Below are 25,018 nucleotides of genomic sequence, written 5' to 3' on the forward strand. Positions count from 1 at the left end.
TGCCCGGGCCCGTCGCGGCCCGCCGGCCCCTCCGTCAGTCCGCGAGCTCAGTCCGCGAGCTCCCAGCGCACCGTGACGCTCGCCTGGACCTCCTGCGTCCCCGGCTCGACGACGAGCGCGTCCCCCGCCGCCTTCGCAGCCATCAGCCGCGGCACGGGTGCGGGCCCGCCCAGGTCCTCGCGGATCTCGACGACCGGCCCGAGCGAGCGTCCGGCGAGGCGCGCGTACTGCTCGGCGCGGGCGCGCGCGTCGGCGAACGCGTCCTCGCGCGCGGCGGCGGCGAGCGGGCCGGGGTCGCCGACGGCGAGGCTCGTCGAGTCGAGCCGCGCCACGGGGCCCGCCGCGTCGAGCGCGGCGCGCACGACCTCACCCGACGCCGCGACGTCCCGCACGGTCGCGCGGAGGGTGAGGCGCGCCGTCGTGCGCGGTCCGTCCTCGCGCTGCTCGGTCCACGTCGAGGTCTGCGACGTCCGCAGGTCGGCGGCCGCGACGCCCGCCGCGAGGAGCGCGTCGCGCGCCGCCGCGAGGCCCGCGTTCGCGCGGTCCAGCGCCTCCTGGACCCCTGGCGCGGACGCCTCGGCGCCGAGCTCGACGACGGCGACGTCGGGCACCGCCGTCGCCGCGCCCTGACCGGTGGTCGTCACGCCGGAGGTGCCCATGCCCGTCTCCCGCCCGCGCTCCGCAGAGCGCTCAGCTGTTGCCGTCGAAGAGCGAGGTGACGGACCCGTCGTCGAACACCTCGCGGATGGCGCGCGCGATCAGCGGCGCGATGGACAGGACCGTGAGCTGCGGGAACCGCTTCTCCGCGACGATGGGCAGCGTGTCGGTGATGACGACCTCGCTCGCCCCGCTCTCGGACAGGCGCTGCGCCGCCGGGTCGGACAGCACGCCGTGCGTCGCGGCGACGATGACCGACTTCGCGCCCGCCGCGAGGATCACGCGCACGGCCTCGGCGATCGTGCCCCCGGTGTCGATGAGGTCGTCGACGAGCACGCAGTCACGACCCTCGACCTCGCCGACCACGCGGTTGGCGACGGCCTGGTTCGGGCGCGTGATGTCGCGCGTCTTGTGGACGAACGCGAGCGGGCCGCCGCCCAGCTTCGCCGCCCACTGCTCGGCGACGCGGATGCGGCCGGCGTCGGGCGAGACGACGGTGACGTTCGACGTGTCGACGCGCGAGCGCACGTAGTCCGTGAGGATCGGCATGGCCCACAGGTGGTCCACCGGGCCGTCGAAGAAGCCCTGCGTCTGCGCGGCGTGCAGGTCGACGCTCATGAGACGGTCGGCCCCGGCGGAGGAGAACAGGTCGGACATGAGGCGGGCCGAGATTGGCTCGCGGCCACGGTGCTTCTTGTCCTGGCGCGCGTACCCGTAGAAGGGCTGCACGACCGTGATCGTGCGCGCCGAGGCGCGCTTCGCGGCGTCGACCATGAGCAGCTGCTCCATGATCCACTGGTTGATCGGCGCGGTGTGGCTCTGGAGGATGAAGACGTCCGCGCCGCGGACCGACTCCCCGAACCGGACGTAGATCTCCCCGTTGGCGAAGTCGTACGCCGTGGTGGGCAGCAGGTCGATGCCCAGCTCGCGCGCGACGTCGTTGGCCAGCTCGGGGTGTGCGCGCCCCGAGGCGAGGACGAGGGACTTGTCCCCGTTTCCGGCGATCGTGCTGCTCATACGGTGCGTTCCTTCGGTGTCCGGGTGGGTCGGTCGGGGTGCGGGGGCGGACCGTCGTGCGGCAGAGTCTGCCGCGTCAGTCCGTGGGGCGCGCGCTGCGCAGGGCGTCGAGCGTGCTCTCGAGGTCGGGTCCGGGCGCGGGCGGCGTCGGGCGGTCGGCGACCGCGGCCGCGGAGTGGTCCGCGAGCTGCGCCTGCGCCTGGGCGCCGACGGGCGGCGCCTCGGGGTCGGTCGCGCGAGCGGACGCCGCGGCCTCCGCCGCGGCCGTGCCCGGCCGGCGGCGCGCGACCCAGCCGTCGATGTTGCGCTGCTGCCCCCCGCTGACGCCGAGCGCGCCCGCGGGCACGTCGCGGCGGATCACGGAGCCCGCAGCCGTGTACGCGCCGTCGCCCACGGTCACGGGCGCGACGAACATGTTGTCCGCCCCGGTGCGCGCGTGCGAGCCGATGACGGTGCGGTGCTTGTGCACGCCGTCGTAGTTGACGGTGACCGACGCCGCGCCGACGTTCGTGTGGTCGCCGATCGTCGCGTCGCCCACGTAGGACAGGTGCGGGATCTTCGAGCCCTCGCCGATCTCGGCGTTCTTCGTCTCGACGAACGTGCCGATCTTGCCCTGCGCGCCGAGGACCGTGCCGGGGCGCAGGTACGCGAACGGGCCGACGCTCGTGCCCGCGCCGAGCACCGCGAGCGTGCCGTGCGTGCGGGTCACCGTCGCGCCCGCGCCGACCTCGGTGTCCGTGAGGGTGGTGTCGGGGCCGACCGTCGCACCCTCGGCGACGACGGTCGCGCCGTGGAGCTGCGTCCCCGGCAGGAGCGTCACGTCGCGCGCGAGCTCGACGTCGACGTCGACCCAGATGGTCGCCGGGTCGACGACGGTCACGCCCTCGCGCATCCAGTCCTCGAGGATCCGGCGGTTCAGCTCGGCGCGCAGGACCGAGAGCTGGACGCGGTCGTTGACGCCCTCGACGACCGTCGGGTCGTCCGAGAGCAGAGCGCGCACGACACCGCCCTCGCCCCGTGCCGCCGCGACGACGTCCGTGAGGTAGACCTCGCCCTGCGCGTTGTCGCGACCGAGCGTGCCGAGGCCGCGACGCAGCACCGCCGCGTCGAACACGTAGATCGACGCGTTGATCTCGCGGATCCCCAGCTCGTCGGCCGACGCGTCCTTGTGCTCGACGATCCGCGCGACGTCGCCCGAGGCGTCGCGCACGACGCGGCCGTAACCGGTCGCGTCGGCGAGCTCGGTCGTGAGCATGGTGACCGCGTTGCCGTCCGCGACGTGCGCCGCGAGCAGCTGGGCGAGCGTGCCGCCGTCGAGCAGCGGGGTGTCGCCCGCGGTGACGACGACGGGGCCCTCGAGCCCGTCCCCGAGCCCGCGGCCCTCCTCGCCGTCGGGCACGCCGTGCACGAGGAACTGCGCGTGCGCCTTCGCGTCGAGCGCGGCGAGCGCGCACTGCACCGCGCGGCCGGTCCCGGGGATCTCGTCCTGGTCGACGACCAGCACCCCGGCGTCGACGCCCAGCGCGTGCTCGGCGACCCGGTCGCGCTCGTGCCGGACGACGACGGCGAGCAGCTCCGGGTCGAGCGAGCGGGCCGCGACGAGCACGTGACCGAGCAGGCTGCGGCCCGCGATCGTGTGCAGCATCTTCGGGGTGGACGACTTCATCCGCGTGCCCTCGCCGGCGGCGAGGACGATCACGGCAGCGGGGACGACGGTGGTGCCGGTGCCCTGCTGAGCTTCCATGGATGTACCCCTCGGGATCGGTGGCTCGAGCTCCGCCCCCAGGACTCGAACCTGGACCAAGGGCACCAAAAACCCTTGTGCTGCCGATTACACCAAGGCGGAACGGACCGTGACGTCGTGCCGGTCGCGTGCCGGTCGCCTGCCGGTCGCGTGCCGGTCGGGTACCGGTCCGGGCATCGCGCCCGGGCCGCGGCGGCAGGTCGGTCCGGGAACAGTCTGCCAGGTCGGCGGTCGTGCCCGACGCCGCCCGTGCCCGACTCGTGGCGTTCCGCGCGCGTCCCCGGCAGTGGGCCGCGCCACACGGGCGCAGGCCGGCCGGGACGCGGCGCCGCAGGCCGCAGGACGTGGCACGGCATGATGGACCCTGTGGCCGAGTCCAGACGCACCCCCCGTTCCCGCATGACCGCGAGCCAGCGACGCGAGCAGCTGCTCGCCGTGAGCCGCGGCCTCTTCGCGGAGAAGGGCTTCGAGGGGACGAGCGTCGAGGAGATCGCGGCCCGGGCCGAGGTGTCCAAGCCGGTCGTGTACGAGCACTTCGGCGGCAAGGAAGGCATCTACGCCGTCGTCGTCGACCGGGAGGTGCAGGCGCTGACCGCCGCGCTGTCCGGCGCGTTGGACCGTGGCGGGCACCCGAAGGTCCTGCTCGAGCACACCGCGCTCGCCCTCCTGTCCTACATCGAGGCGTCCGAGGACGGCTTCCGCATCCTCGTGCGCGACTCGCCCGTCGCGCAGGCCACCGGGACGTTCTCGAGCCTCATCGGCGACGTCGCGACGCAGGTCGAGCACCTCCTCGCCGACCAGTTCCGCTCGAACGGCCTGGACCCGAGGACGGCGCCCCTCTACGCGCAGATGCTCGTCGGGATGGTGGCCCTCACCGGCCAGTACTGGCTCGACGCGCGCAGCCCGAAGAAGACCGACGTCGCGGCGCACCTCGTGAACCTCGCGTGGAACGGGCTCTCGGGCATGGTCAAGAAGCCGGCGCTGACGAAGACCGACTGACCGGGCCCAGCACCCGGTCGAGCAGGTGGTCGACGAGCCCGAGCGCGTCGTCCGGCAGGTAGTGACCGGCGAGCATGCCCTGCACCAGGCCCGCGGTCGTGGCGAGGACGAGCTCGGCGTCGGCCGTGGTCCGCGCGGGGTCGTCGTCCGCGGGGTCCGCCGTGCTCCCGGTCGGCGTCCGAGCGCCCCGGAGGAGCGCGGCGACGACCTCGACGAGCGCGCGCGGCGCCCCGAGCATCGCGCGGGCCTCCACGGTGGAGCCGGTCAGCGCCGCGGCGTGGAAGGCCGCCAGGACGACGGCGTCCGCGCGGCGCGCCGCGTCGAGCGGGAGGAGCGCGAGGAGGATCCCGCGGAGCACGTCGCGCGGCCCGCCGTCGGGCCGCTGCTCGGAACCGCTGCCGGGCCGGTGCTCGGAATCGCCGAAGCGCGCCGCCGAGTCCTCGATCACCGCGCGATGGGTCGCGAGGAGCAGACCCTCCTTGTTCCCGAAGTAGTACTGGACGAGCCGGACCGAGACTCCGGCCTCCGCGGCGACGGCCTGGAACGTCGCGGCCTCGAGCCCGTCGCGCGCGACGACGCGGCGGGTCGCACCGGTGATCTGCCGCCGACGCTCGTCGTGGTCGACCAGTCGTGGCACGCGCCACCTCCTCCGCACGGCGCGGCGGTGTCCGCCGTCGGACGATGATACGTCCATACCACGTTGATGGTACGGTCATACCATCAAAACGAGGAGGGCATCATGGCGACGAGGACCGGCGACTTTCCCGACGACGAGGCACGGACCGCGTACGACCGCGCCTACCGCGCGCTCGAGGCGCGCTGGCCGCTCCCGTCGACCGTCCTCGAGGTGGCGACGCCGTACGGGCCGACGGCAGTCCGCCGCTCCGGCACCGGGGACCGGACCCCGCTCGTGCTGCTCCACGGGCTCAACGGCAACAGCCTGAGCTGGCACGCCGTGGTCGCGGAGCTCGCGGCCGACCGTGTCGTCGTCGCGCCGGACGTCGTCGGCACGGCGGGTCGGAGCAGGCAGACCGCCCCGCTGACCGGACCTGCCGACTACGCGGCGTGGGGCGAGGCGCTGCTCGACGGCCTGGGCCTGGAACGGGCCCACGTCCTCGGCTACTCGGAGGGCGCGTGGTTTGCCGCGCTCGTCGCCTCGCGAGCGCCGGACCGGCTCGCGAGCCTCACCCTCGGCGAGGGCATCACCGCCCTGACCAGACCGTCGGCGAGCGCGCTCGCACGGATCCTGGCGACCGCCGTCGTGCCGACGGACCGGCGCCTCGCGCGGCTCGAGGACTGGCTGAGCCCCGGTGCGGCGTCGACGGCAGAGGACCGCGCCGTCGCGCGCACCGCGATGCGCTTCCGCCGTCGGACGCCCTGGCCGAGCCCTCTGACCGATGCCGAGCTGCGCGCGATCACCACGCCCACCCTCGCCCTCTTCGGGGCGCAGACCCGGCTCGGCGACCCGGTCGCCGCCGGCCGGCGCGTGACCGAGAACCTGCCCGACGCCGTCGTGGAGCTCGTCCCGGGCGGCGGTCACGGCGTCCTGTGGCAGCTCCCCGAGGTGGTGCTCCCCCGCGTCGCGGCCTTCCTGCACGCCCACGACGAGTGACGCCCCGCGCGGGCAGGTCGTGACGAATGTCCTGGGTGGCCCCTCGGTACCGGTGGTTGTCTGGTGCCATGCCGACTCTCGAGATCGACTCCTTGACCAAGTCGTACGGCACCGTCCATGCCCTGCGCGGTACGTCGTTCGACGTGCGCGACGGGGAGATCTTCGGCTTCGTCGGCTCCAACGGGGCCGGCAAGACGACGACCATGCGGATCGTGCTCGGTGTGCTGGCGGCGGACGGCGGCGAGGTCCGCTGGGACGGCCGCCCGATCGACCTGGCCGCGCGACGCCGCATCGGGTACATGCCCGAGGAGCGCGGCCTGTACCCGCGCATGCCCGTCGGTGCCCAGCTCACCTACCTCGCGCGCCTGCACGGGCTGTCCGCCCGGGACGCCCACGACGCGATGGAGCGGTGGACCGAGACGCTCGGCGTCGAGGGGCGTCGCGGCGACGAGGTGCAGAAGCTCTCGCTCGGCAACCAGCAGCGCGTGCAGCTCGCCGCCGCGCTGACCCACGACCCGGACCTCCTCGTGCTCGACGAACCGTTCTCCGGCCTCGACCCCGTCGCGGTCGACGTCATGAGCGGCGTGCTGCGCGACCGCGCCGCCGCGGGCGTGCCCGTCGTCTTCTCCTCCCACCAGCTCGACCTCGTCGAGCGGCTGTGCGACCGCGTCGGGATCATCAAGGACGGCACGATGGTCGAGGTCGGCACGATCGACGAGCTGCGCCGGACCGAGACGCAGCGGTGGGTGGTCGACGGCCCACCCGGCGCCACGTGGATCGGCGCGGTGCCCGACGCGCGGGCCGTGAGCCTCGAGGGCTCGCGCACCGTGGTGGAGCTCACCGGCGCGTCCGACGGCTCGGCCGGTACGGCCGGCGGCAGCGACGGCGCGGCCGGCGCCGCCGGGCGCGAGCAGGCCGTGCTGCGCGCGGCGCTCGCGGCGGGCCCGGTCCACGAGTTCTCCCTCGTCCGCCCGTCGCTCACCGAGCTCTACCGCGACGTCGTGAGCTCCCCCGCGGACGAGACGTCCGCGGCGACCACCGTGGAGGTGCCGGCATGACCACGACCCGACCCACCCGACAGACCGACAGGCCGGTCGACGAGCGCGCCGCCCAGGGCGGGGCCTCGCTCTCGCCGTGGGGTGCGATCCGCCTCGTCGCGGGCCGCGAGATCACGACGCGCCTGCGGTCGAAGTCGTTCGTGTGGCTGACCGTGATCCTCGTCGGGGCGGTCGTGCTCGGCGGGTTCGTGCTCAACGCGGCGAGCTCGTCGGGACCGAGCGCGGAGCGCGTCGGCGTGACGTCGTCCACCGCGGAGCTCACGGACGCGATCACGTCGACGGGGCAGACGCTCGGCACCGAGATCGAGACGGTCGAGGTCTCCGACGACGCGGCAGGCGAGCAGCAGGTCCGCGACGGCGACCTCGACGCGCTCGTCACCGGCTCCGCCGACGACCTCACGGTCGTCGTCGACTCCGAGCTGTCCACCGGTCTCACCGCCGTCTTCACGACCCTCGCGCAGCAGTCCGCGCTCGCCGACGCCGTCACCGCGCTGGGCGGCGACCCCGCGCAGGTCGCGGGCGACGTCGCGACCGCCGCGCCGACGGTGCGCACGATCGGCGACCCGAGCGAGTTCGACCCGACGCGCTACGTCACCGGGCTCGTCACGGGCGTCCTGCTCTTCATGGCCATCATGATCAGCGGCCAGCTCATCGCCCAGGGCGTGGTCGAGGAGAAGACGAGCCGCGTCGTCGAGCTGCTGCTGTCCACGGTGCGCCCGTGGCAGCTCATGGCGGGCAAGGTCCTCGGGATCGGCCTCGTCGGGCTGGGCCAGGTCGCGCTCGTCGTGGTGGCCGGGGTCGGGACGGCGCTCGGCCTGGGGCTGGTCGACACCGAGACGATCGACCTCGGCGCGGCCGCGGCGTGGGCCCTCGTGTGGTTCGTCGTCGGGTTCGTGAGCTACGCGCTCCTCATGGCAGGGCTCGGCGCCCTGGTCTCGCGGCAGGAGGACGTGGGCGCGGTGACCACGCCGGTCACGTTCCTCATGATCGTGCCGTACATCGTGGGCGTCTCGGTCGCCCCGTGGGCCCCGGACAACCCGCTCGTCGTGTGGCTGTCGTACGTGCCGCTGTGCTCGCCGCTGCTCATGCCGGTGCGCATCGCGCTCGGCAGCGCGGAGACGTGGGAGGTGCTGCTCGCGCTCGGCCTGTCGGTCGCGCTCATCCCAATCCTCGTCTGGCTCGCCGCGAAGATCTACTCCAACGCGGTCCTGCGCACGGGCGCCCGCGTCAAGCTCAAGGACGCCCTCCGCGCCTCCTGACACCGCCGAACCCCGGGTTGTCGTCCGATCGACCGCGCGATCGGCGCACAACCCGGGGTTCGGCAGGGTTGCGCACCGTCAAGAGTCTTGACGTCGAGACACGTCGAGTACCCTCGCGTCATGGAGCAGCAGCACGACGACGCGCGCTCGCCCGAGCGGCACGGCGGGCGGCCGGACGGGCGACCGGACGAGGTCGACCGCATCGTCGCGGCGTGGCAGCGCGAGCGGCCGGACCTCGAGCTCGAACCGCTCACGGTGTTCTCGCGCGTGGACCGTCTCGCGCGCCACCTCGACCGTGCCCGCCGCGCCGCGTTCGCGCACGCGCACCTCGAGACGTGGGAGTTCGACGTGCTCTCCGCGCTCCGCCGCGCCGGGGACCCCTACCGCCTGTCCCCCGGCGCGCTCGTCACGCAGACCCTGGTGACGAGCGGGACGATGACGAACCGGATCGACCGGCTCGAGTCGCGCGGGCTCGTGGAGCGCCGACGCTCTCCCGACGACCGTCGCGGGATCCTCGTCGAGCTCACGCCGGACGGCCTCGACCGGGTCGACACCGCCATGACCGACCTGCTCACCGTCGAGGCACGCATCCTCGACACGCTCGCGCCGGCCGAGCGACCCGCCCTCGCCGCTCTCCTGCGTACAGTCGTGGGGCAGTTCGACGACTGATCCGCGGGCCCGGGCGACCCTGACGCGTCCTGGCGCGCAGCCGCCCCAGGACCCGGAGGACCCATGGCCACGCCCGCTCGCGCGTTCCGCGGCGGGATCGACGGGGTGCTGCTCGTCGCCGTCCTGCTCGTCGCGGTCAACCTGCGGGCCCCGCTCACCGCGCTCCCGCCCGTGGTGTCCGACGTCGCGGCCGACCTCCACCTGACGGCCGCCGCCGCGGGCCTCCTCACCGGAATCCCGGTCCTGTGCTTCGCGCTCGCCACGCCGGCCGTGGCCGGGATCCTCGGCCGCTCGTCGCTGCGCACGGCGATCGCCGTCGCGCTCGTGCTGATCCTCGCGGGGACGCTCCTGCGCTCGGCCGACCTGTCGGGCGTCGCCGGACCGGTCGCGGCGGGGACGTTCGCAGGGACCGTGCTCCTCGGGCTCGGCATCACGACGGCGAACCTCGCCGTCCCGATGATCGCCCAGCGCGACTTCCCCGGGCACGTGGGCACGGTGACCGGCCTGTACACCGCGGCGATCAACGTCGGGACGGTCGCCACGACGGCGCTCACCGCGCCGCTCGCCGGCGCGGTGGGCTGGCGCTGGGCGCTCGCGTCGTGGGGCGTCCTCGCGGTCGTCGCGCTCGTGTGGTGGCTCCGTGCGGTCCCCCGCGAGACCGCGGGGCGGGCCGCCCGCTCGCGGGGCGGGCCGCCGTCGGGCACGACGACGCCCCCAGGCGGGCAGGACCTCGGCGCGCAGGACCTCGGCGCGCGGGACCTCGGCGCGCCCAGGGAGGACCCGGCTCTGGCGACGGCGGCGGCCGAGGGCGTCACGGGGACCGACCCGACGGCCGCCCGGGAGCGGCACGTGCTCGCCACGCCGTTCACGTGGTGGTTGTGCGCGATGTTCGCGCTGCAGTCGTCGAGCTTCTACGCCCTCACGGCGTGGCTTCCCCTGATCCTCGAGGACCTCGCGGGGATCCCGCGCAGCGCCTCCGGAGGTGCCGCCTCGCTGTTCCAGGGGTTCGCGATCCTCGGCGGCCTCGCCGTCCCGCTCGCGACGCGCCGCCTGTCGATGCGCACGACGTTCGTGGTGGTCGCCGTCCTGTGGCTCACGCTGCCCGTCGGCCTGCTGGTCGCGCCCGGAGCGTGGGTCGTGTGGGCGTCGGCGGCGGGCGTCGCCCAGGCGGCGAACTTCGTCGTGATCTTCACGCTCGTCGCGCAGCGGTTCCCGACGGTCCGGCAGGGCCGCCAGGCGTCGGCGACCGTGCAGTCGGTCGGCTACTGCTTCGCCGCGGCCGCACCGACGGCGGCCGGAGCCCTGCAGACCGCGACCGGCACCTGGACGACGCCGGTCGCCGTCGTGCTCGGTGGCCTGCTCGTGATGGCCGCGATCGGCGTCGTGCTCACGGGCCACCGCCCCTCGCTCACCCCGAGATAGCGAGTTCACGGCAAATCGTTGACGACGTCGTTCGCACGTGTTTATGGTGTACACATAGTTTGCTTCATACACACAGCGTGCGGTCTACACCTCGTGTGCGGCGCACACCGACGACAGGAGAAGGCGATGGACGAACCGATGATCGCCGTCCGGGGGCTCGAGAAGTCCTACGGCGACCACCGCGTGCTGCGCGGCGTGGACCTCACCGTGCGGCGCGGCGAGATCTTCGCGCTGCTCGGGCCCAACGGCGCGGGCAAGACGACGACCGTCAACATCCTCACCACGCTCGTCCGGCCGGACGCCGGCAGCGCGACGATCGCGGGGGCCGACGTTGGGCGGGATCCCGGCCGCGTGCGCGAGGTCATCGCGCTGACCGGCCAGTACGCCTCGGTGGACGAGTTCCAGACCGGCGCGGAGAACCTCGTCATGATGGGGAACCTCGCGCACCTGCCACCCCGGTCGGTGCGGCGGCGCGCCGCCGAGCTCCTCGAGCGCTTCGACCTCACCGACGCCGCCGACCGCCGCGTCGGGACCTACTCCGGCGGCATGCGCCGTCGGCTCGACCTCGCGATCAGCCTCGTCGCGGACCCGGCCGTCCTCGTGCTGGACGAGCCGACCACGGGCCTCGACCCGGCGTCGCGCTCGCAGCTCTGGGACGTCGTGCGCGGGCTCGCCGCCGACGGCACGACGGTCCTGCTTACCACGCAGTACCTCGAGGAGGCGGACCGCCTCGCCGACTCGATCGCCGTCCTGAACGACGGTCGCGTCGCCGCGCGAGGGACCGCCACGGAGCTCAAGGCGCTCGTCGCCGGCGACCACGTCCGCGTCGCGTTCGAGGACCACGCGAGCCTCGCGACCGCCGTCGGGCTGGCGGCGCAACTCGGGATCACGACCACCGGGACCGACGACAAGGACCTCTCCCTCACGGCAGCGAGCGACGACCCGGTCCGCACGATCCGCGACGTCCTGGCCGCGGCCGACACGAACGGCCTCGCGGTGAGCGGCGTCAGCGTCGTCAAGCCCACGCTCGATGACGTCTTCCTCGCCCTGACCTCGAAGGAGTCCGCACGATGACCACGACAGCCACCACCACGCTGCCGGCGCACCCGGCCCGGCGGGCTCCCGCACCCCGCGCAGGCCAGTCGCCCGCGACCGCGCTGCGCGACGTGCGCACGATGGTCGTCCGGGAGACGCGGCGCCAGCTGCGCAGCATCGACGGGCTCATCACCGCGTTCGTCCTGCCGGTGATGATCATGCTCGTGTTCGTCGTCATCTTCGGCGGTGCCATCTCGGGCGACGACTACATCGACTACGTCGTGCCGGGCGTGCTCGTCATGTGCCTCGGCTTCGGGTCGGCGACGGCCGCCGTCGGTGTCGCGCAGGACATGACGTCGGGCACGATCGACCGGTTCAAGACGATGCCGATCTTCGGCCCCTCCGCCCTGTGGGGGCACGTCGTCGCGAGCATCGGCCGCAACCTCGCGTCCGCGGTCGTCGTCGTGGCGGTCGCGTACGCCCTCGGCTTCCGGGCCGACGCCGGCCTCGGCGACTGGATCGGGCTCGTGGCGTTCGCGGTGCTCTCCGTGCTGACCTTCACGTGGCTCAGCGTGGTCCTCGGCCTCGTGCTGAGCGTCGAGGCCTCGCAGTCGGTGAACTTCATCTTCCTGTTCGTCCCCTACCTCAGCTCGGGGTTCGTCCCGATCGAGACGATGCCGTCCTGGCTCCACGGCTTCGCGGAGCACCAGCCGTTCACGCCGATCATCGAGTCGTTCCGCGGCCTGCTGAGCGGTGCGCCGGACGCGACGACGATCCTCACCGCGGTCGCCTGGCTGGTCGGCTTCCTCGTGGTGAGCTGCATCGCCGGCGCGGTGCTCTACCGCCGCCGGACCGCCCGCTGATCCGCTCCGCGTCGACCGTGCGGCCGTCGCCCGTCCCGGCATCGGGACGGGCGACGTCGGCATGCCCGACGGCGGGTGGCCGGCGCGCGCCGGACCCGATGGCTCGGCGGACGGGAATCTCGGGGAGGATGAGGGCATGACGGACGCACCCGACCTCCCGGCCCGGATCGCGCTCGCGTGGGGTGTCGCCGAGCGCCCCGAACGTGCGCCGAAGCGCGAGCTGAGCATCGAGCGCATCGTCGAGGCGGCGATCGAGATCGCGGACGCCGAAGGGCTCGCCGCCGTCTCGATGGCGAAGGTCGCGCAGAGCCTCGGCTTCACGACGATGTCTCTCTACCGGTACGTGACGAGCAAGGACGACCTCCTGCTCCTCATGCAGGAGTCGGTCCTCGACGTCGAGTACCCCCCGGCGCACGAGCCCGCGGACTGGCGCGCGGAGCTGCGCGAGTGGGCCCAGTTCACGACGGCGGTGTTCCTCTCGCACCCGTGGTTCCTCGACATCCCGATCACGGGAGCGCCCCTCACGCCGAACAACCTGCGCGGCGCCGACGCCGGGCTCCGGGCGCTGCGCTCGACGCCGCTCGACGAGGAGGAGAGCATGTCGGTCATCCTGCTCCTCAGCGGGTACGCCCGGAACGCGGCGCGGCTCGAGTCCGACCTCGCGCAGGCGGTCGGCGAGGCCGGCGGGGGCGTCGGGGCTGGCACCGTCGACGGCTCGGCCTTCGCCGAGGCACTGCGCGGGCTGGTCGACGAGGTCCGCTTCCCGTACCTGCGCCCGCTCGTCGTCTCGGGGGCGTACGGCGGGGAGGGGCAGATCGACGACACGGCGTGGGGCCTGGAACGCATCCTGGACGGCCTCGAGGTCTACGTCGACGCGCGGGCCGCCGGCACCCCGGGAGCGGGACGCGCCTTCGGGACCGCACCCGACGGCACCGCGGCCGACGGCACCGCCGCGCACACGGCCGACGCCGAGGGGGATGTCGAGGACGCCCTGGCCCGCGACACGGGCGCCGTTCCGGCAGAGGTGGCCGTGCACGTCCGCGACCCGAAGGTCAAGAAGGCCACGCTCAAGCGGCGCGACGCCGAGCGACGGCTCCGCGAGGCGCAGAAGAAGGTGCGCGAGCTCGAGAAGGCGCTGCGCGAGGCTCAGCGCGGCGAGCGTGACGCCGCACGCGCAGCCGTGGAGAAGGCGCGCGGCTGACTCCATGCACGCGGCCTTCCACGAGATCACTCCGCGAGCGCGAACCCCACGCCGGCCGACGGTCAATTGGTTGTTGATACAAGTAGCAACCTAGACCCGGTATACTTGTAGCGTAAACAGTTCCCGGAGTGCTCCCTGTCACATCCCGGAGGAGGACAGGATGAGCGAGCCCCGCTGGCTCGACGAGACCCAGCTCGACGCGTGGAAGCGCCTCGTCGCCGTCGTCGAGCTCCTGCCCGGGGTCCTCGACGCACAGCTCCAGCGCGACGCCGACCTCAGCCACTTCGAGTACTACGTGCTCGCGATGCTCTCGGAGGCACCGGACCGCACGCTGCGCATGACGCACCTCGCGTCCGCGACCAACGCGACGCTCCCGCGCCTCTCGCACGTCGTCGCGCGCCTCGAGAAGCGCGGGCTCGTCGAGCGCCTCCCGTGCCCCGAGGACCGTCGTGCCACCAACGCGCACCTCACCGACGACGGCTGGAAGAAGGTCGTCGCGACCGCCCCGGGGCACGTCGCGACCGTGCGCGACCACGTCGTCGACGCACTCTCGGACGAGCAGGTCACCCAGCTCGACGACATCGCGAGCGCAATCCTCGAGCGCGTCGACCCCGACGACCGCATGGGCTTCCGCCGCCGCTGAGGCCGGCGGCGCAGTGCGCCCCCGCAGGTACCCACCGACGCAGGGCGCCCCGCGGGCACCCGCCGACGGCCCGCCGGCCTCGTCAGCCGGCGACCTCCGCGGCCTCGAGCCAGGCCGCCTCGAGCTCGTCCTTCTCGGCGGCGAGGACGCGGAGCTCGGCGTCGAGCCCGGCGACGGCGGCGTAGTCCGTCGCCTGGGCCGCGATCTTGTCGTGCAGTCGCGCCTCCAGCTCCGCGATCTTGCTCAGCCGGCGCTCGATCCGGTTGATCTCCTTCTTCGCCGCGCGCAGCTCTGCGGCGCTCGGGGCCGCGGGACCGCCCGGCGCGCCGTCGTCCCCGGTGCCCGACGCCGCGCCCGTCGCCCCTCCTGGCCCCCCACCCGGGCCCGCGGGCACGGCCGGCGCGCGCAGCGCCGAGCCGGTCTCCCCGCTCGCGATCGCGGCCCGACGCAGCTCGAGGTACTGCTCGACCCCGCCCGGCAGGTCTCGGATCCTGCCGTCGCCGAGCAGCGCGACCTGACGGTCGGCGACGCGCTCGAGCAGGTAGCGGTCGTGCGAGACGACGATCAGCGTCCCGGGCCAGCCGTCGAGCAGGTCCTCCAGCGCGGCGAGCGTGTCGGTGTCGAGGTCGTTCGTCGGCTCGTCGAGCAGGAGCACGTTCGGCTCGGCGACGAGCAGCCGCAGGAGCTGGAGCCGACGCCGCTCGCCCCCGGAGAGGTCGCGCACGAGGGTCTGCGAACGCTCGCGCGTGAAGCCGAGGCGCTCGACGAGCTGGGACGCCGTGAGCTCCTTGCCGTCGACGACGACCGACCGCTTCTCGGACTCGATCACCTGGACCACGCGCAGCCCGGCGATGTCGTCGAGCTCCTCCACGTCCTGGGTGAGCTCCGCGACGGCCACCGTCTTGCCGCGCTTGACCCGACCCGCGTCGGGCTCGCGCCGCCCGGCGAGGAGGGCGAGGAGGGTCGTCTTGCCCGCGCCGTTGACCCCGACGACCCCGTACCGGTCGCCCGGGCCGAGGCGCCACGTGACGTCGTCGAGCAGCACGCGCCGCCCCGTGTCAGGGTCAGCGGTCACCCCGGTGACCTGTGACCCTGACACGTCGGTGCCCGGTCGGGCCGGGACGCTGACCGTGACGTCCTCGAGGTCGAGCACGTCCTTGCCGAGCCGCTTCGTCGCGGTGCGCGTGAGCTCCATCGAGTCGCGCGGCGGCGGGACGTCGGCGATGAGCGCGGCCGCGGCGTCGAGCCGGAACTTGGGCTTGCTCGTGCGCGCGGGCGCCCCGCGGCGCAGCCACGCGAGCTCCTTGCGCAGCAGGTTGTCGCGCTTCTCCGCGGTGACGGCGGCGGTCCGCTGCCGCTCGGCACGCGCGAGCACGTAGGCGGCGTACCCGCCCTCGTAGCCCTCGACCTCGCCGGAGCCGTCGCCGCGCACCTCCCACATGCGCGAGCACACGGCGTCGAGGAACCACCGGTCGTGCGTCACGACCACCAGCGCGCCGCGGGCTCCCGGCCGCGCGAACCGCTCGCGCAGGTGCTCCGCGAGCCACGCCACGCCCTCGACGTCGAGGTGGTTGGTGGGCTCGTCGAGGAACAGCACGTCGTGGTCGGCGACGAGCAGGGCTGCGAGCGCCACGCGCCGCCGCTGCCCGCCGGACAGCGTGTCCGCGGGCTCGTCGAGGTCGAGGTCCGTGAGCAGGCCGTCGTGCACGCCGCGGACAGCCGCGTCCGACGCCCACGCGTGCGTCGCGGCGTCGCCGTGCACGAGGTCCCGGATCGTCGCGCCCGTCCCGACGTCGTCGCGCTGGTCGAGGAGGCCGACCCGCAGCCCGCCCACCCGGGTGACGCGGCCGCCGTCGGGCTGCTGCGTGCCCGCGAGCAGCCGCAGGAGGGTCGACTTGCCGGCCCCGTTGGGGCCGACGATGCCGACGCGGTCGCCGTCGTCGAGTCCGAGCGAGACGTCGTCGAGGAGGGTGCGGGTGCCGACGGTCAGCGCGATGCCGTCGGCCCCGAGGAGATGAGCCACGCACCGAGCGTAGGCGCCGCCAGGTGGTCCGGGAAAACAGGGACTGTCGAAGCGCTTCGAGACAGCGGACATCCTGGACTCGAGACGGCGGTAGGGTGCGCGCATGTCGCTCTTCGACCTGCCGCTCGCCGAGCTCGAGGCCTACGTGCCGACCCTCGACGAGCCCGACGACCTCGACGACTTCTGGACCTCGACGCTGGCCGGGTCGCGCGCCGCCGGGGGCGACCTGACCGAGACGGTGCGCCTCGAGCGCGTCGACACGGGGCTCGACCTCGTCACCGTCGACGACGTCACGTTCCCCGGGTTCGGCGGTCACCCGATCAAGGCGTGGCTCGTGCGGCCCGCCCGGGCCGACGAGCCGCTCCCGGCCGTCGTGGAGTTCATCGGGTACGGCGGCGGTCGCGGCCTCGCGCACGAGCACCTCACGTGGGCCAACGCCGGCTTCGCGCACCTCGTCGTCGACACGCGCGGCCAGGGCAGCCGGTGGGGCACGGGCGGCGGGACGCCGGACCCGGTCGGCTCCGGCCCCGCGACACCGGGGTTCATGACGCGCGGCATCGAGGACCCGCACGACCACTACTACCGGCGCGTCTACATCGACGGCGTCCGCGCCGTCGACGCACTCCGCTCGCTCCCGGGCATCGATCCCGCACGCGTCTCGGTGGCCGGGACGAGCCAGGGCGGCGGCATCGCGATCGCCGTCGCCGGGCTGTCCGAAGGGCTTGTCGCAGCGATGCCCGACGTCCCGTTCCTCTCCCACTTCCGCCGCGCCGTCGAGATCACCGACCGCGACCCGTACGGCGAGATCCGGCAGTACCTCGCCGTGCACCGCGACGCGGAGGACGCCGTGTTCCGCACCCTGTCCTACCTCGACGTCGCGCTGCTGGCCCGCCGCGCGACGGCGCCCGCGCTGTTCTCCGTCGCGCTCATGGACGCGACGTGCCCGCCGTCCACCGTGTACGCGGCGTTCAACGGCTGGGGCGCGAAGGCCGCGGCCGCCGACGCGCAGGCCGGTCCGGTCGAGCGGCAGATCGACGTCTACCGGTACAACGACCATGAGGGCGGCCAGGGCTACCGGTTCGCGCACCAGCGCGCCTGGCTGCGTACGCACGCCCGCGCCTGACGGCCGGCCCGACGGCGCCCCTCGCCCGAGGGCCTGCCCGTCGCGGTGTCGCCACAGGTCAGTGGGCGACGACGCGCGCGCCGCCCGCGGGCGCCGTCGTGCACCACACGCTGTCGCACGCGTCGGCCGCGGTCCACGTCGCGCCGATCGCGAGCGCGTGCTGACGGCTGCGCGCGAGCGCCGCGACGGTCGGCCCCGAGCCGGAGACGATCGCCCCGAGCGCACCCGCCTCGCGCGCGACGGCGAGCGTGCGCTCGAGCTCGGGGCGCAGCGTGAGCGCGGGACCCTCGAGGTCGTTGCGCAGCGCCTGCCCGAGGCCCACGGGGTCCCCGGCCCGCAGCGCCTGCATGAGCGTGGTGTCGTCCGCGTGGTCGAGCTCGGCGGGCCCGTCGACCGTCTCGTCGAACGCGCGGTAGACGTCGGGCGTCGACAGCCCGTCGGCCTGTACGGCGAACACCCAGTGGAACTCCCCGCGCGTCATCGCCGGCGTGAGCACGTCCCCCCGACCGGTCCCGACGGCGGTGTGCCCCACGAGCCCGAACGCGACGTCGGCACCGAGCCCCGACGCGAGCCGCATCAGCTCCGCGCGCGACAGGCCCGTCTCCCACAGCGCGTCGCACGCGACCAGCGTCGCGGCGGCGTCCGCCGACCCGCCCGCCATGCCGCCCGCGACCGGCACGCCCTTGACGACCTGGAGGCGGACGTCGGGGTCCACCCCGGTGTGCTGCGCGAGCGCCTCGGCCGCACGCCACGCGAGGTTCGTCGCGTCGGTGGGCACGACGTCGGCCTGCAGGCCCTCGACGGACAGCGAGATCCCGGAGCCGCGCGGGGCCTCGTGCGCGACGACCTCCTCGCTCAGCCCGACCGCCTGGAAGATGGTCACGAGCGGGTGGTAGCCGTCGTCCTGCAGCGCGCCGACGCGCAGCGAGAGGTTCACCTTCCCTGGCGCACGCACCCGGACACGAGGTGGCGGCGCGAGCGCGATGCTCGTGGGATGCGGGGGACTCACGCGTCCACTGTGCCAGGTCGCCCGCCGGCCGCGCGCGGCGAGGTGCGGCCGCCGGTGACCGTGGGCAGGTGCTCGGCGATGCGCGCGAACGCGACGACGTCGAGCGTCTCCCCGCGGGCCTGCGGGTCGACCCCGGCCGCCTCGAGCGCTGCCGCCGAGGCCGCCGCAGAGCCTGCGATCCCCGCCAGGGCGGAGCGCAGCATCTTGCGGCGCTGGGCGAACGCGGCGTCGACGACCGCGAAGACCTGCTCGCGCGTCGCCGTCGTCGTGGGCGGCTCGCGCCGGTCGAGCGCGACGAGCGCCGAGTCGACGTTGGGCACCGGCCAGAAGACCGCACGCCCGACGGTGCCCGCGCGGCGCGCCGACGCGTACCACGCGGCCTTCACCGACGGCACGCCGTAGGTCCGGCTCCCGGGCGGCGCGGCGAGGCGGTCCGCGACCTCGGCCTGGACCATGACGAGCACGCGCTCGAGCGAGTCGAAGCGCTCGAGGAACGTCAGGAGCACGGGGACCGCGACGTTGTACGGGAGATTCGCGACGAGCGCCGTCGGCGCCTCGCCGGGCAGCGACGTCACGTCGAGCGCGTCGGCGCCCACGACCTCGAGCCGGTCGCCGAGGTCGGGCACGTGCGCGGCGACGGTGGTCGGGAGCTGACGGGCGAGCACCGGGTCGATCTCGACGGCGACGACGCTCGCCCCCGCCTCGAGCAGGCCCAGCGTCAACGACCCGAGGCCCGGCCCGATCTCGACGACGCGCTCCCCCGCCCGCACGTCGGCGACCCGCACGATCTTGCGGACCGTGCCGCCGTCGTGCACGAAGTTCTGGCCGAGCGTCTTGGTGGGACGCACGCCGAGACGCCCCGCCAGGTCACGGATCTCGGCCGGACCCAGCAGGGCGCCTCGGGTGTCGTTCATGAGCCCAGAGCCTACCGACACGCCGGAGGGCGGGGCGCTCGCGCACCCCGCCCTCCGGCGTCGTTCACCTGCTGCTGTCAGAGCAGCCCGAGCTTGCGGGCGCACGCGGGCCACTGGCCCCAGCCCGACTGGGCCTGGAGCGCCTGGGCGCGCTGCGTCTGCTCGGCGGCCGAGGCCTCCGACGGGAGGCCGGAGCCGCCCATCGCCTGCCAGGTCGGCAGCGAGAACTGGTAGAGGCCGTAGTAGCCGTTGCCCGTGTTCGTCGCGGGGTTGCCACCGGACTCGCACTGGGCCAGCGACGCCCACACGCCCGCGGGCGCGGAGCCGAGGTCAGCGGCGGGTGCAGGGGCCGGGGCGGCCGACGCACCCGAGGACCCCGACCCGGAGGACCGCGGCGTCGCCGCGGGCTCCGGCTCGGGCTCGGGCTCGGGCTCCGGGCGCTCCTTGGTGCCCTGCACGAGGATCTTCGTCACGGGCGGGGTCGTGACGCCGTCGGAGACCAGCTCGCGGGACTCCTCCGTGCCGTCGACCGTCGTGACGCGGTGGACGGTCGTGTGCACGCCCTCGACGCCCTCCTGCTTGACGACCTGGTCGAGGTCCTCGTACCGGTTCGGGTCCTCCTCCGTGGTCGTCTCGAACGGCACGGGCTTGGTGGTCGGCACCTCCTCGACCTTCACACGCTGGACCACGAGGGAGACGTCGGCCTCGTCGGCCGCCGCCTCGTCGGTCGCCTTCTGGTCGGCGGCCTTCTCGTCGGCAGCCTTCTCGTCGGCAGCCTTCTCGTCGGCGGCCTTCTCGTCGGCCGTCGCTGCGACGGCGTCGGACTGGGCGACGTGCACGCGGTCGAGCTCGCCGAGGACGACGCCCTGCTGGTCGAGGATCGCGTCGATGCCGATGCTGCCGTCGGGCGCGACCTTGGTCTCGCCGTCGGCCACGACGGCCACGGGGCCGTCCGCGTCGAGGCGGATCGGCAGCGAGGCGCGCTCGCCGGAGCGGGACGCCACGAGGCGCACGTCGCTGCCGCGCGAGGCGAGGGTCGTCAGGGCCTCGTCCGCGTCGAGCGCGGTGAGCCAGACGGAGGACTGGGTTCCGTCGACCTGGACGGGGACCTCGCGCCCGTAGCGGACGACGACGTCGCTCCCGCCGCGCAGCGAGGCGTCGGCGTCGGGGACGACCTGGTCGCGCTCGCCGACGGTGACGCCCTGCTCCTCGAGCAGGCCGTCGACGGAGCCGGCGAAGGTGCTGACCGTGGTGATCTTGCCGTCGACGTCGAGCTCGACGGTCTTGTGCGCGGTGCCGTAGGCGACGGCACCGGTGGCGAGGAGGACGGTCGCGGTCGCACCGGCCACGAGGGGCCAGCGGCGACGGCGGCGGGCCGTCGGGGCCGCGGGGCTCGTGGAGCCCTCGGCGGCGGTGGTGTCGGAGAGGTCGAGGGGCTGGGTGGTGTCGGCGCTCTCGGGCGCGCCGGCCGCGTCCGCGGTCCGGTGGAAGGGGTTGTTCACTCGGGTCCAGTCGTCGTGGGTCCCGGGCACGGTGGCTCGTCGGCGCGGGTGCACCACCTACGGACCGCGGGGCGCACGCAGGCGTGCGACCTCACGGCGGACGCACCGTGGTGCGACCCGCAGGTCTCGAGCGGCCGATCCGGCTGCCTGCGCCTCCTCGACACCCCTTCCCCAGGGCCCGACGGCGGCGCACCGCCCGGGTGTCCCCGTGCCGGCGGCACGACCCGCGAGGGGACGGACGACGGCACGACTGACGCACGAGCGACGTTCGACCGTAACCGATCTGTTATCCAACTCCAAGCGGTCCGCAGTTAGGATGGGAGGTTCTGTCCGTTTTCCTCCGTGAATGTCGCGGCGCTCTCCACGCGGTCCTCACTCGTGGATTCCACGATGACTCCATGATTCGACGGCGCGTCACGCCGCCCGGGAGTCGCACGCGCCGCCGCCCGCACCGCCCGCTGTCCCGCGCGCTCGAGCACGACGAGCAGCTCCGGCGGGTCGAGCACGGTGAGGTCGACCTCGAGCGACAGCAGCATCCCGACGAGGTGCGCCATCGACGAGCCGCCGGTCTCGAGCACGCACGCGTCGGGGCCGTCGTCGGACAGCACCCCCGCGGCCGGCGTGAGCACCTGCGCCATCGCGGCCGCCGGGGCGTGCAGGCGCACGCGCGCGGTGTGGGGCCAGGCCGTCGCACCCACGCCGCGCAGCACGTGGGCGACGGCGTCGCCACCAGGGACCTCGCGCGGCACGAAGCGCGCACCGCCGGGAGTCCGGAGCCGGAGCCGGTCCACGCGGAACGTGCGCCAGTCGTCCCGGTCGGTGTCGAACGCGAGGAGGTACCAGCGCCGGCCGACGTGGACGAGGCGGTACGGGTCGACGGCGCGCAGGCTCGTCGACCCGTCGTGCGTGCGGTACTCCAGGCGCAGCCCGACGCGGTCGCGGACGGCCGTCGCGACGTCGGCGAGGACCTGCGGGTCGACCGTCGGCCCGCTCGCCGGGACGCTCACCACCGCGGCGCGCAGCGCGTCGGCACGCGAGCGCAGGCGCGCGGGCAGGACGGCGTCGAGCTTGACCAGCGCGCGCAGCGCGGCCTCCTCGCTCCCGGACACCGACCCGCCCGTCGCCGCGCGCAGCGAGAGCACGACGGCGGTCGCCTCCTCGTCGTCGAGCAGGAGCGGCGGCAGGGCCGACCCGGCACCGAGGCGGTAGCCGCCCGCGACGCCCGGCGTCGAGCGGACCTCGTACTCGAGCACGCGCAGCCGCTCGACGTCGTTGCGCACCGTGCGCGTCGTCACGCCGAGCCGCTCCGCGAGCTCTGGACCGGTCCAGGTCGCGCGCGACGGGAGGAGGGCGAGGAGCCGCAGGAGGCGGACGGAGGTGTCGAGCACCGTCCCAGTCTTCCCGGTCGGCGTCGAATGCGGAACCGGAGGTTCCTCGATGGGCCGTAGCGTCGTCCTCGACGGCCCGCCGAGGGCCTCGACGGTCCCGACCGGACCGGGCACGACGCGACGACGGGCGCCCGCCCGACGACCGCCCAGCTGATCGAGAGGACGACCATCATGCTGCGAGGGATGGCGACGCTGAACCTGTGGGCCGACGACCTGGAGGCCGCCGCGGCCTGGTACACCACCGTGCTCGGGACCGAGCCCTACTACGTGGTCCCCGGCGGCTACGTGGAGTTCCGCGTCGGTGACCACGAGGACGAGCTGGGGATCATCGCGCGCTCGTACTCGCCGCGGCCCCAGCCCGCGTCACCGGGCGGCGCGATCGTGAACTGGCACGTCGACGACGTCCGCGCGGTCTTCGCCCGGCTCCTCGAGCTCGGCGCGACCGAGTACGAGGGCGTCGTCGAGCGCGGGACCGGCGAGGGGTTCGTGACGGCGTCCGTCGTCGACCCGTTCGGCAACGTCCTCGGGATCATGGAGAACCCGCACTACCTGGAGATGCTCGGCCGGTGACCTTCCGGGGACCGGTCAGTACCAGCCCTTGGCCACCGAGTGCGACCAGGCCGAGCACGGCGTGCCGTAGCGGCCCTCGATGTAGCCGAGGCCCCAGGTGATCTGGGTCGCGGGGTTCGTGCGCCAGTCGTCGCCGGCGGTCGCCATCTTCGAGCCCGGCAGCGCCTGCGGGATCCCGTAGGCCGACGAGCTCGGGTTGTCGGCGTCGACGCGCCAGTTGCTCTCCTTGGTCCACAGCTTGTCGAGGCACACGAACTGGTCGTCGCCCCACCCGCGCTGCGCGGCGAGCGACTGCCCGATCGCGCGCGCGGAGCCCGGGTCCACCGAGACGGAGACGTCCATCGTCCCGATCTTGATGACCTCGTTGCGCGGCTCGGTCGTCACGGTGCGCGTCAGCACGGTGCGGGCGACCTCTGCACCGCCGAGCGTCTGCACCGCGTACGTCGTGACCGCCTCGCCCACGCGTCCCGACTGCACGACGACCCGGTGGCCCTTCGGCAGGTTGGGGTCCTCGACCTCCTCGGTCGTGAACGGCAGAACCTCCGTGAGGGTGTCCGACGTCGATGCCGCCCGGCTGACGAGGACGAGCATCCCGTCCACCGCGGCGGCGTCGAGCGGGACGGACGTGTCGTCCTCCTCGCCGAGCACGATCCCCGCGGTCTGCAGCACGCCTCGGACCGTGGCCTCTGCCGTCGTGATGGGCATGACCACGCCGTCGACCGCGATGTGCACGGTCTTGAGCGTCGACACGCGCACCGGCTGGCGCCCGAGCGACGCCGAGCGCGACACGTCCGTCACCGCCCCCTCGGCGCGCGGCCCGAGGAACGCGAGCAGCTCGCCCACCGTCCGTGCCGTCGTCGCGATCGTCTGCTCCTGGCCGTCGATCTCGACCACGACGTCGTGGCTCGTCCGGACGACGATCGTGCCGCCGTCCGGCGCGGAGGAACCCAGCGCGGGCTCGACGAGGTCCTCCGACGCGACGCCGACGTCCTGGTAGTCGAGCACCTCGCCGACCGTGCGCCCGTACGCGGAGACGTCGTAGAGCGTGCCGTCGACGTCGAGGGTCACGCTCTTGTGCAGCGTCGCGAACGCACCGGTCACCCCGACGAGCCCGACGACGACCACTCCCCGGGCGACGAACCGCTGCACGCGGCGGCGCGTCGTTCCGTCAGGTGCGAGCACGCGGGCGGTCCCTTCTCGGCGGGCCGGGCGTCCGGCGAGGGCCGGGCGTGGGGTTCGGGGCGTCGTCGGCGGACCGCGGACGACGCACGGACCCGACCGTAGCCGAAACGTGACCGTGGGCGAAACCTCCCGTTCGTGCCGGGCGTCCGCGGACGCCCGTCAGCGGCCCGTCATCGGCGCGTCACGGGCCGGTCACCAGGGCCCGTAGACCTCGACCGACGTCGCGGCCACCCGGATGCACACGTCGGGGAGCGGTACGCCGGTCACCTCGGCGACGGTACGGACGGTCGATGGCAGGACGTACGGGGCGTTCGGACGACCGCGGTAGGGGTGCGGCGTGAGGTACGGCGCGTCAGTCTCGACGAGGACCTGGGCGAGCGGGACCTCGCGCAGCGCCGCCCTCAGCTCGTCGTTGGCCCGAAACGTCACCGGCCCGGCGAACGACAGGTACCAGCCCTGCGCCGCGCAGAACCGTGCCATCTCGGCGTCGCCCGAGTAGCAGTGGAAGACCGTCCGCTCGGGGGCACCGTCGCGCGCGAGCACCTCGAGGACCTCGGCGTGCGCGTCGCGGTCGTGGATCTGCAGCGCGAGCCCGAGCTCCTTCGCGAGCGCGACGTGCGCGCGGAACGACTCCCGCTGTACGCGCTCCCCCTGCGGACCTGTGCGGAACAGGTCCATCCCGGTCTCCCCGATCGCGCGCACCCGCTCGTTGTCCCGGGCGATGCGTGCGATCTCCTCGATCACGCCGTCGAGCGACGTCGCGTGGTGCGGCCGCGGGTCGGGCTCGAGCCCGTCCGGCCCGACCTCTCGCACGCCACCGTGGAGGACCGCCTCGTTCGGGTGGATCGCGACGGCACCCAGCAGGCTCGCGACCACCTCGCCGTCAGCATGGTCCCCCCGCAGGAGCGCGTCGGTCCAGCGTGCCGAGGGCAGGTCGCACCCGACCTGCACCAGGCGGTCGACGCCGACGGCGGCCGCGCGCTCGAGGTGCGCCGCCACGCTCGGAGGCGCGACGTCGTCGGGCAGCACGTGTGCGATCGAGTCGAGGTGCGTGTGGTTGTCCACCACGGCGACCGGCAGCGGCTCGGGGTCCGGCGGCCACCCGCGCTCTCGGTTCTTCGCCACGGG

The 25,018-nt window shown here is 74.3% G+C and carries 23 protein-coding genes, 1 tRNA gene and 1 pseudogene; 12 read left to right on the forward strand and 13 right to left on the reverse strand.

Annotated elements, in window-relative coordinates; all coding sequences use genetic code 11:
- Positions 1–47: 47 nt before the first annotated feature.
- From AC4H2G_RS17450 to AC4H2G_RS17465, 4 genes are all read right to left on the reverse strand, one after another.
- Complete coding sequence (locus AC4H2G_RS17450; RefSeq protein ID WP_494366994.1) at positions 48–659, reverse strand: SIMPL domain-containing protein; 612 nt, start codon at positions 657–659, stop codon at positions 48–50.
- 31 nt (positions 660–690) lie between these two features.
- Positions 691–1,674 (reverse strand): ribose-phosphate diphosphokinase, encoded by a 984-nt coding sequence (locus AC4H2G_RS17455; RefSeq protein ID WP_494366995.1) that lies wholly within the window; start codon positions 1,672–1,674, stop codon positions 691–693.
- 76 nt (positions 1,675–1,750) lie between these two features.
- Entirely contained in the window at positions 1,751–3,418 is a 1,668-nt protein-coding gene (gene glmU, locus AC4H2G_RS17460; protein WP_494366996.1) for a bifunctional UDP-N-acetylglucosamine diphosphorylase/glucosamine-1-phosphate N-acetyltransferase GlmU, read from the reverse strand.
- A 30-nt stretch (positions 3,419–3,448) separates the two neighbouring features.
- A tRNA-Gln gene (locus tag AC4H2G_RS17465) sits at positions 3,449–3,520 on the reverse strand.
- Between the two features lie 297 nt (positions 3,521–3,817).
- Between AC4H2G_RS17465 and AC4H2G_RS17470 the strand changes: the two genes are divergently transcribed.
- On the forward strand, positions 3,818–4,417 hold the full coding sequence (locus AC4H2G_RS17470; RefSeq protein ID WP_494366997.1) for a TetR/AcrR family transcriptional regulator: 600 nt from the start codon (positions 3,818–3,820) through the stop codon (positions 4,415–4,417).
- On the opposite strand, the gene AC4H2G_RS17475 is transcribed toward AC4H2G_RS17470, so the two are convergent.
- Complete coding sequence (locus AC4H2G_RS17475; protein WP_494366998.1) at positions 4,386–5,054, reverse strand: TetR/AcrR family transcriptional regulator; 669 nt, start codon at positions 5,052–5,054, stop codon at positions 4,386–4,388. The two genes, AC4H2G_RS17470 and AC4H2G_RS17475, sit on opposite strands and share 32 nt — an antisense overlap.
- A 102-nt stretch (positions 5,055–5,156) precedes the next feature.
- Between AC4H2G_RS17475 and AC4H2G_RS17480 the strand changes: the two genes are divergently transcribed.
- From AC4H2G_RS17480 to AC4H2G_RS17520, 9 genes are all read left to right on the forward strand, one after another.
- The gene (locus AC4H2G_RS17480; RefSeq protein ID WP_494366999.1) at positions 5,157–6,029 is read left to right on the forward strand and encodes an alpha/beta fold hydrolase; all 873 of its coding nucleotides are present in this window, start codon (positions 5,157–5,159) and stop codon (positions 6,027–6,029) included.
- Positions 6,030–6,097: 68 nt separating this feature from the next.
- Positions 6,098–7,087 carry an ABC transporter ATP-binding protein gene (locus tag AC4H2G_RS17485; protein ID WP_494367000.1) on the forward strand — a complete coding sequence of 330 codons (990 nt, stop codon included), beginning with the start codon at positions 6,098–6,100 and terminating at the stop codon, positions 7,085–7,087.
- Positions 7,084–8,346 carry an ABC transporter permease gene (locus AC4H2G_RS17490; protein ID WP_494367001.1) on the forward strand — a complete coding sequence of 421 codons (1,263 nt, stop codon included), beginning with the start codon at positions 7,084–7,086 and terminating at the stop codon, positions 8,344–8,346. Before AC4H2G_RS17485 ends, AC4H2G_RS17490 begins: the two co-directional genes overlap by 4 nt.
- Positions 8,347–8,466: 120 nt before the next feature.
- Positions 8,467–9,015 carry a MarR family winged helix-turn-helix transcriptional regulator gene (locus AC4H2G_RS17495; RefSeq protein WP_494367002.1) on the forward strand — a complete coding sequence of 183 codons (549 nt, stop codon included), beginning with the start codon at positions 8,467–8,469 and terminating at the stop codon, positions 9,013–9,015.
- Positions 9,016–9,078: 63 nt separating this feature from the next.
- The gene (locus AC4H2G_RS17500; protein WP_494367003.1) at positions 9,079–10,437 is read left to right on the forward strand and encodes an MFS transporter; all 1,359 of its coding nucleotides are present in this window, start codon (positions 9,079–9,081) and stop codon (positions 10,435–10,437) included.
- Positions 10,438–10,563: 126 nt separating this feature from the next.
- Entirely contained in the window at positions 10,564–11,511 is a 948-nt protein-coding gene (locus AC4H2G_RS17505) for an ATP-binding cassette domain-containing protein (RefSeq protein ID WP_494367004.1), read from the forward strand.
- Positions 11,508–12,335, forward strand: coding sequence for an ABC transporter permease (locus tag AC4H2G_RS17510; RefSeq protein WP_494367005.1), 828 nt, complete (start codon positions 11,508–11,510; stop codon positions 12,333–12,335). Before AC4H2G_RS17505 ends, AC4H2G_RS17510 begins: the two co-directional genes overlap by 4 nt.
- A 136-nt stretch (positions 12,336–12,471) precedes the next feature.
- Positions 12,472–13,536, forward strand: a complete 1,065-nt coding sequence (locus AC4H2G_RS17515; protein WP_494367006.1) for a TetR/AcrR family transcriptional regulator — start codon at positions 12,472–12,474, stop codon at positions 13,534–13,536.
- 160 nt (positions 13,537–13,696) lie between these two features.
- Positions 13,697–14,179 carry a MarR family winged helix-turn-helix transcriptional regulator gene (locus AC4H2G_RS17520; RefSeq protein WP_494367007.1) on the forward strand — a complete coding sequence of 161 codons (483 nt, stop codon included), beginning with the start codon at positions 13,697–13,699 and terminating at the stop codon, positions 14,177–14,179.
- An 82-nt stretch (positions 14,180–14,261) separates the two neighbouring features.
- Here AC4H2G_RS17520 and AC4H2G_RS17525 read toward each other — a convergent pair whose 3' ends face one another.
- A complete protein-coding gene (locus AC4H2G_RS17525) occupies positions 14,262–15,620 on the reverse strand; it encodes an ATP-binding cassette domain-containing protein (protein WP_494367046.1) in 1,359 nt (452 codons plus the stop codon).
- Between the two features lie 90 nt (positions 15,621–15,710).
- Positions 15,711–16,307 (reverse strand): annotated as a pseudogene (locus tag AC4H2G_RS17530) (ATP-binding cassette domain-containing protein); the annotation flags it as partial.
- Here AC4H2G_RS17530 and AC4H2G_RS17535 point away from each other — a divergent pair.
- Positions 16,306–17,325 carry an acetylxylan esterase gene (locus AC4H2G_RS17535; protein ID WP_494367008.1) on the forward strand — a complete coding sequence of 340 codons (1,020 nt, stop codon included), beginning with the start codon at positions 16,306–16,308 and terminating at the stop codon, positions 17,323–17,325. The pseudogene AC4H2G_RS17530 and the gene AC4H2G_RS17535 sit on opposite strands and share 2 nt — an antisense overlap.
- Positions 17,326–17,383: 58 nt before the next feature.
- Here AC4H2G_RS17535 and AC4H2G_RS17540 read toward each other — a convergent pair whose 3' ends face one another.
- From AC4H2G_RS17540 to AC4H2G_RS17555, 4 genes are all read right to left on the reverse strand, one after another.
- Entirely contained in the window at positions 17,384–18,334 is a 951-nt protein-coding gene (locus AC4H2G_RS17540) for a 4-(cytidine 5'-diphospho)-2-C-methyl-D-erythritol kinase (protein WP_494367009.1), read from the reverse strand.
- Entirely contained in the window at positions 18,331–19,248 is a 918-nt protein-coding gene (gene rsmA, locus AC4H2G_RS17545; protein ID WP_494367010.1) for a 16S rRNA (adenine(1518)-N(6)/adenine(1519)-N(6))-dimethyltransferase RsmA, read from the reverse strand. Before rsmA ends, AC4H2G_RS17540 begins: the two co-directional genes overlap by 4 nt.
- 77 nt (positions 19,249–19,325) lie before the next feature.
- Positions 19,326–20,780: a resuscitation-promoting factor gene (locus tag AC4H2G_RS17550; RefSeq protein WP_494367011.1), complete on the reverse strand. Its 1,455-nt coding sequence runs from the start codon at positions 20,778–20,780 to the stop codon at positions 19,326–19,328.
- Positions 20,781–21,061: 281 nt separating this feature from the next.
- On the reverse strand, positions 21,062–22,138 hold the full coding sequence (locus AC4H2G_RS17555) for a helix-turn-helix transcriptional regulator (RefSeq protein WP_494367012.1): 1,077 nt from the start codon (positions 22,136–22,138) through the stop codon (positions 21,062–21,064).
- Positions 22,139–22,321: 183 nt separating this feature from the next.
- On the opposite strand from AC4H2G_RS17555, the gene AC4H2G_RS17560 reads away from it, so the two are divergent.
- Positions 22,322–22,708 carry a VOC family protein gene (locus tag AC4H2G_RS17560; protein ID WP_494367013.1) on the forward strand — a complete coding sequence of 129 codons (387 nt, stop codon included), beginning with the start codon at positions 22,322–22,324 and terminating at the stop codon, positions 22,706–22,708.
- Between the two features lie 15 nt (positions 22,709–22,723).
- Here AC4H2G_RS17560 and AC4H2G_RS17565 read toward each other — a convergent pair whose 3' ends face one another.
- Positions 22,724–23,890: a resuscitation-promoting factor gene (locus AC4H2G_RS17565; RefSeq protein WP_494367014.1), complete on the reverse strand. Its 1,167-nt coding sequence runs from the start codon at positions 23,888–23,890 to the stop codon at positions 22,724–22,726.
- Positions 23,891–24,082: 192 nt separating this feature from the next.
- Positions 24,083–25,015 carry a TatD family hydrolase gene (locus tag AC4H2G_RS17570; protein WP_494367015.1) on the reverse strand — a complete coding sequence of 311 codons (933 nt, stop codon included), beginning with the start codon at positions 25,013–25,015 and terminating at the stop codon, positions 24,083–24,085.
- Positions 25,016–25,018 lie beyond the last annotated feature (3 nt).

It is taken from the genome of Cellulosimicrobium sp. BMG9.23 (assembly GCF_059159985.1).

What these genes read in the sequence shown, in the direction of transcription:
- AC4H2G_RS17515 (WP_494367006.1), top strand. Translation starts at nt 12,472, where the DNA reads ATGACGGACGCACCCGACCTCCCGGCCCGGATCGCGCTCGCGTGGGGT.
- AC4H2G_RS17450 (WP_494366994.1), bottom strand. Translation starts at nt 659, where the DNA reads ATGGGCACCTCCGGCGTGACGACCACCGGTCAGGGCGCGGCGACGGCG.
- AC4H2G_RS17485 (WP_494367000.1), top strand. Translation starts at nt 6,098, where the DNA reads ATGCCGACTCTCGAGATCGACTCCTTGACCAAGTCGTACGGCACCGTC.
- AC4H2G_RS17535 (WP_494367008.1), top strand. Translation starts at nt 16,306, where the DNA reads ATGTCGCTCTTCGACCTGCCGCTCGCCGAGCTCGAGGCCTACGTGCCG.
- AC4H2G_RS17525 (WP_494367046.1), bottom strand. Translation starts at nt 15,620, where the DNA reads ATGTGGGAGGTGCGCGGCGACGGCTCCGGCGAGGTCGAGGGCTACGAG.
- AC4H2G_RS17455 (WP_494366995.1), bottom strand. Translation starts at nt 1,674, where the DNA reads ATGAGCAGCACGATCGCCGGAAACGGGGACAAGTCCCTCGTCCTCGCC.
- AC4H2G_RS17560 (WP_494367013.1), top strand. Translation starts at nt 22,322, where the DNA reads ATGGCGACGCTGAACCTGTGGGCCGACGACCTGGAGGCCGCCGCGGCC.
- AC4H2G_RS17480 (WP_494366999.1), top strand. Translation starts at nt 5,157, where the DNA reads ATGGCGACGAGGACCGGCGACTTTCCCGACGACGAGGCACGGACCGCG.
- AC4H2G_RS17510 (WP_494367005.1), top strand. Translation starts at nt 11,508, where the DNA reads ATGACCACGACAGCCACCACCACGCTGCCGGCGCACCCGGCCCGGCGG.
- rsmA (WP_494367010.1), bottom strand. Translation starts at nt 19,248, where the DNA reads ATGAACGACACCCGAGGCGCCCTGCTGGGTCCGGCCGAGATCCGTGAC.
- AC4H2G_RS17520 (WP_494367007.1), top strand. Translation starts at nt 13,697, where the DNA reads ATGAGCGAGCCCCGCTGGCTCGACGAGACCCAGCTCGACGCGTGGAAG.
- AC4H2G_RS17505 (WP_494367004.1), top strand. Translation starts at nt 10,564, where the DNA reads ATGGACGAACCGATGATCGCCGTCCGGGGGCTCGAGAAGTCCTACGGC.
- glmU (WP_494366996.1), bottom strand. Translation starts at nt 3,418, where the DNA reads ATGGAAGCTCAGCAGGGCACCGGCACCACCGTCGTCCCCGCTGCCGTG.
- AC4H2G_RS17500 (WP_494367003.1), top strand. Translation starts at nt 9,079, where the DNA reads ATGGCCACGCCCGCTCGCGCGTTCCGCGGCGGGATCGACGGGGTGCTG.
- AC4H2G_RS17490 (WP_494367001.1), top strand. Translation starts at nt 7,084, where the DNA reads ATGACCACGACCCGACCCACCCGACAGACCGACAGGCCGGTCGACGAG.
- AC4H2G_RS17470 (WP_494366997.1), top strand. Translation starts at nt 3,818, where the DNA reads ATGACCGCGAGCCAGCGACGCGAGCAGCTGCTCGCCGTGAGCCGCGGC.
- AC4H2G_RS17495 (WP_494367002.1), top strand. Translation starts at nt 8,467, where the DNA reads ATGGAGCAGCAGCACGACGACGCGCGCTCGCCCGAGCGGCACGGCGGG.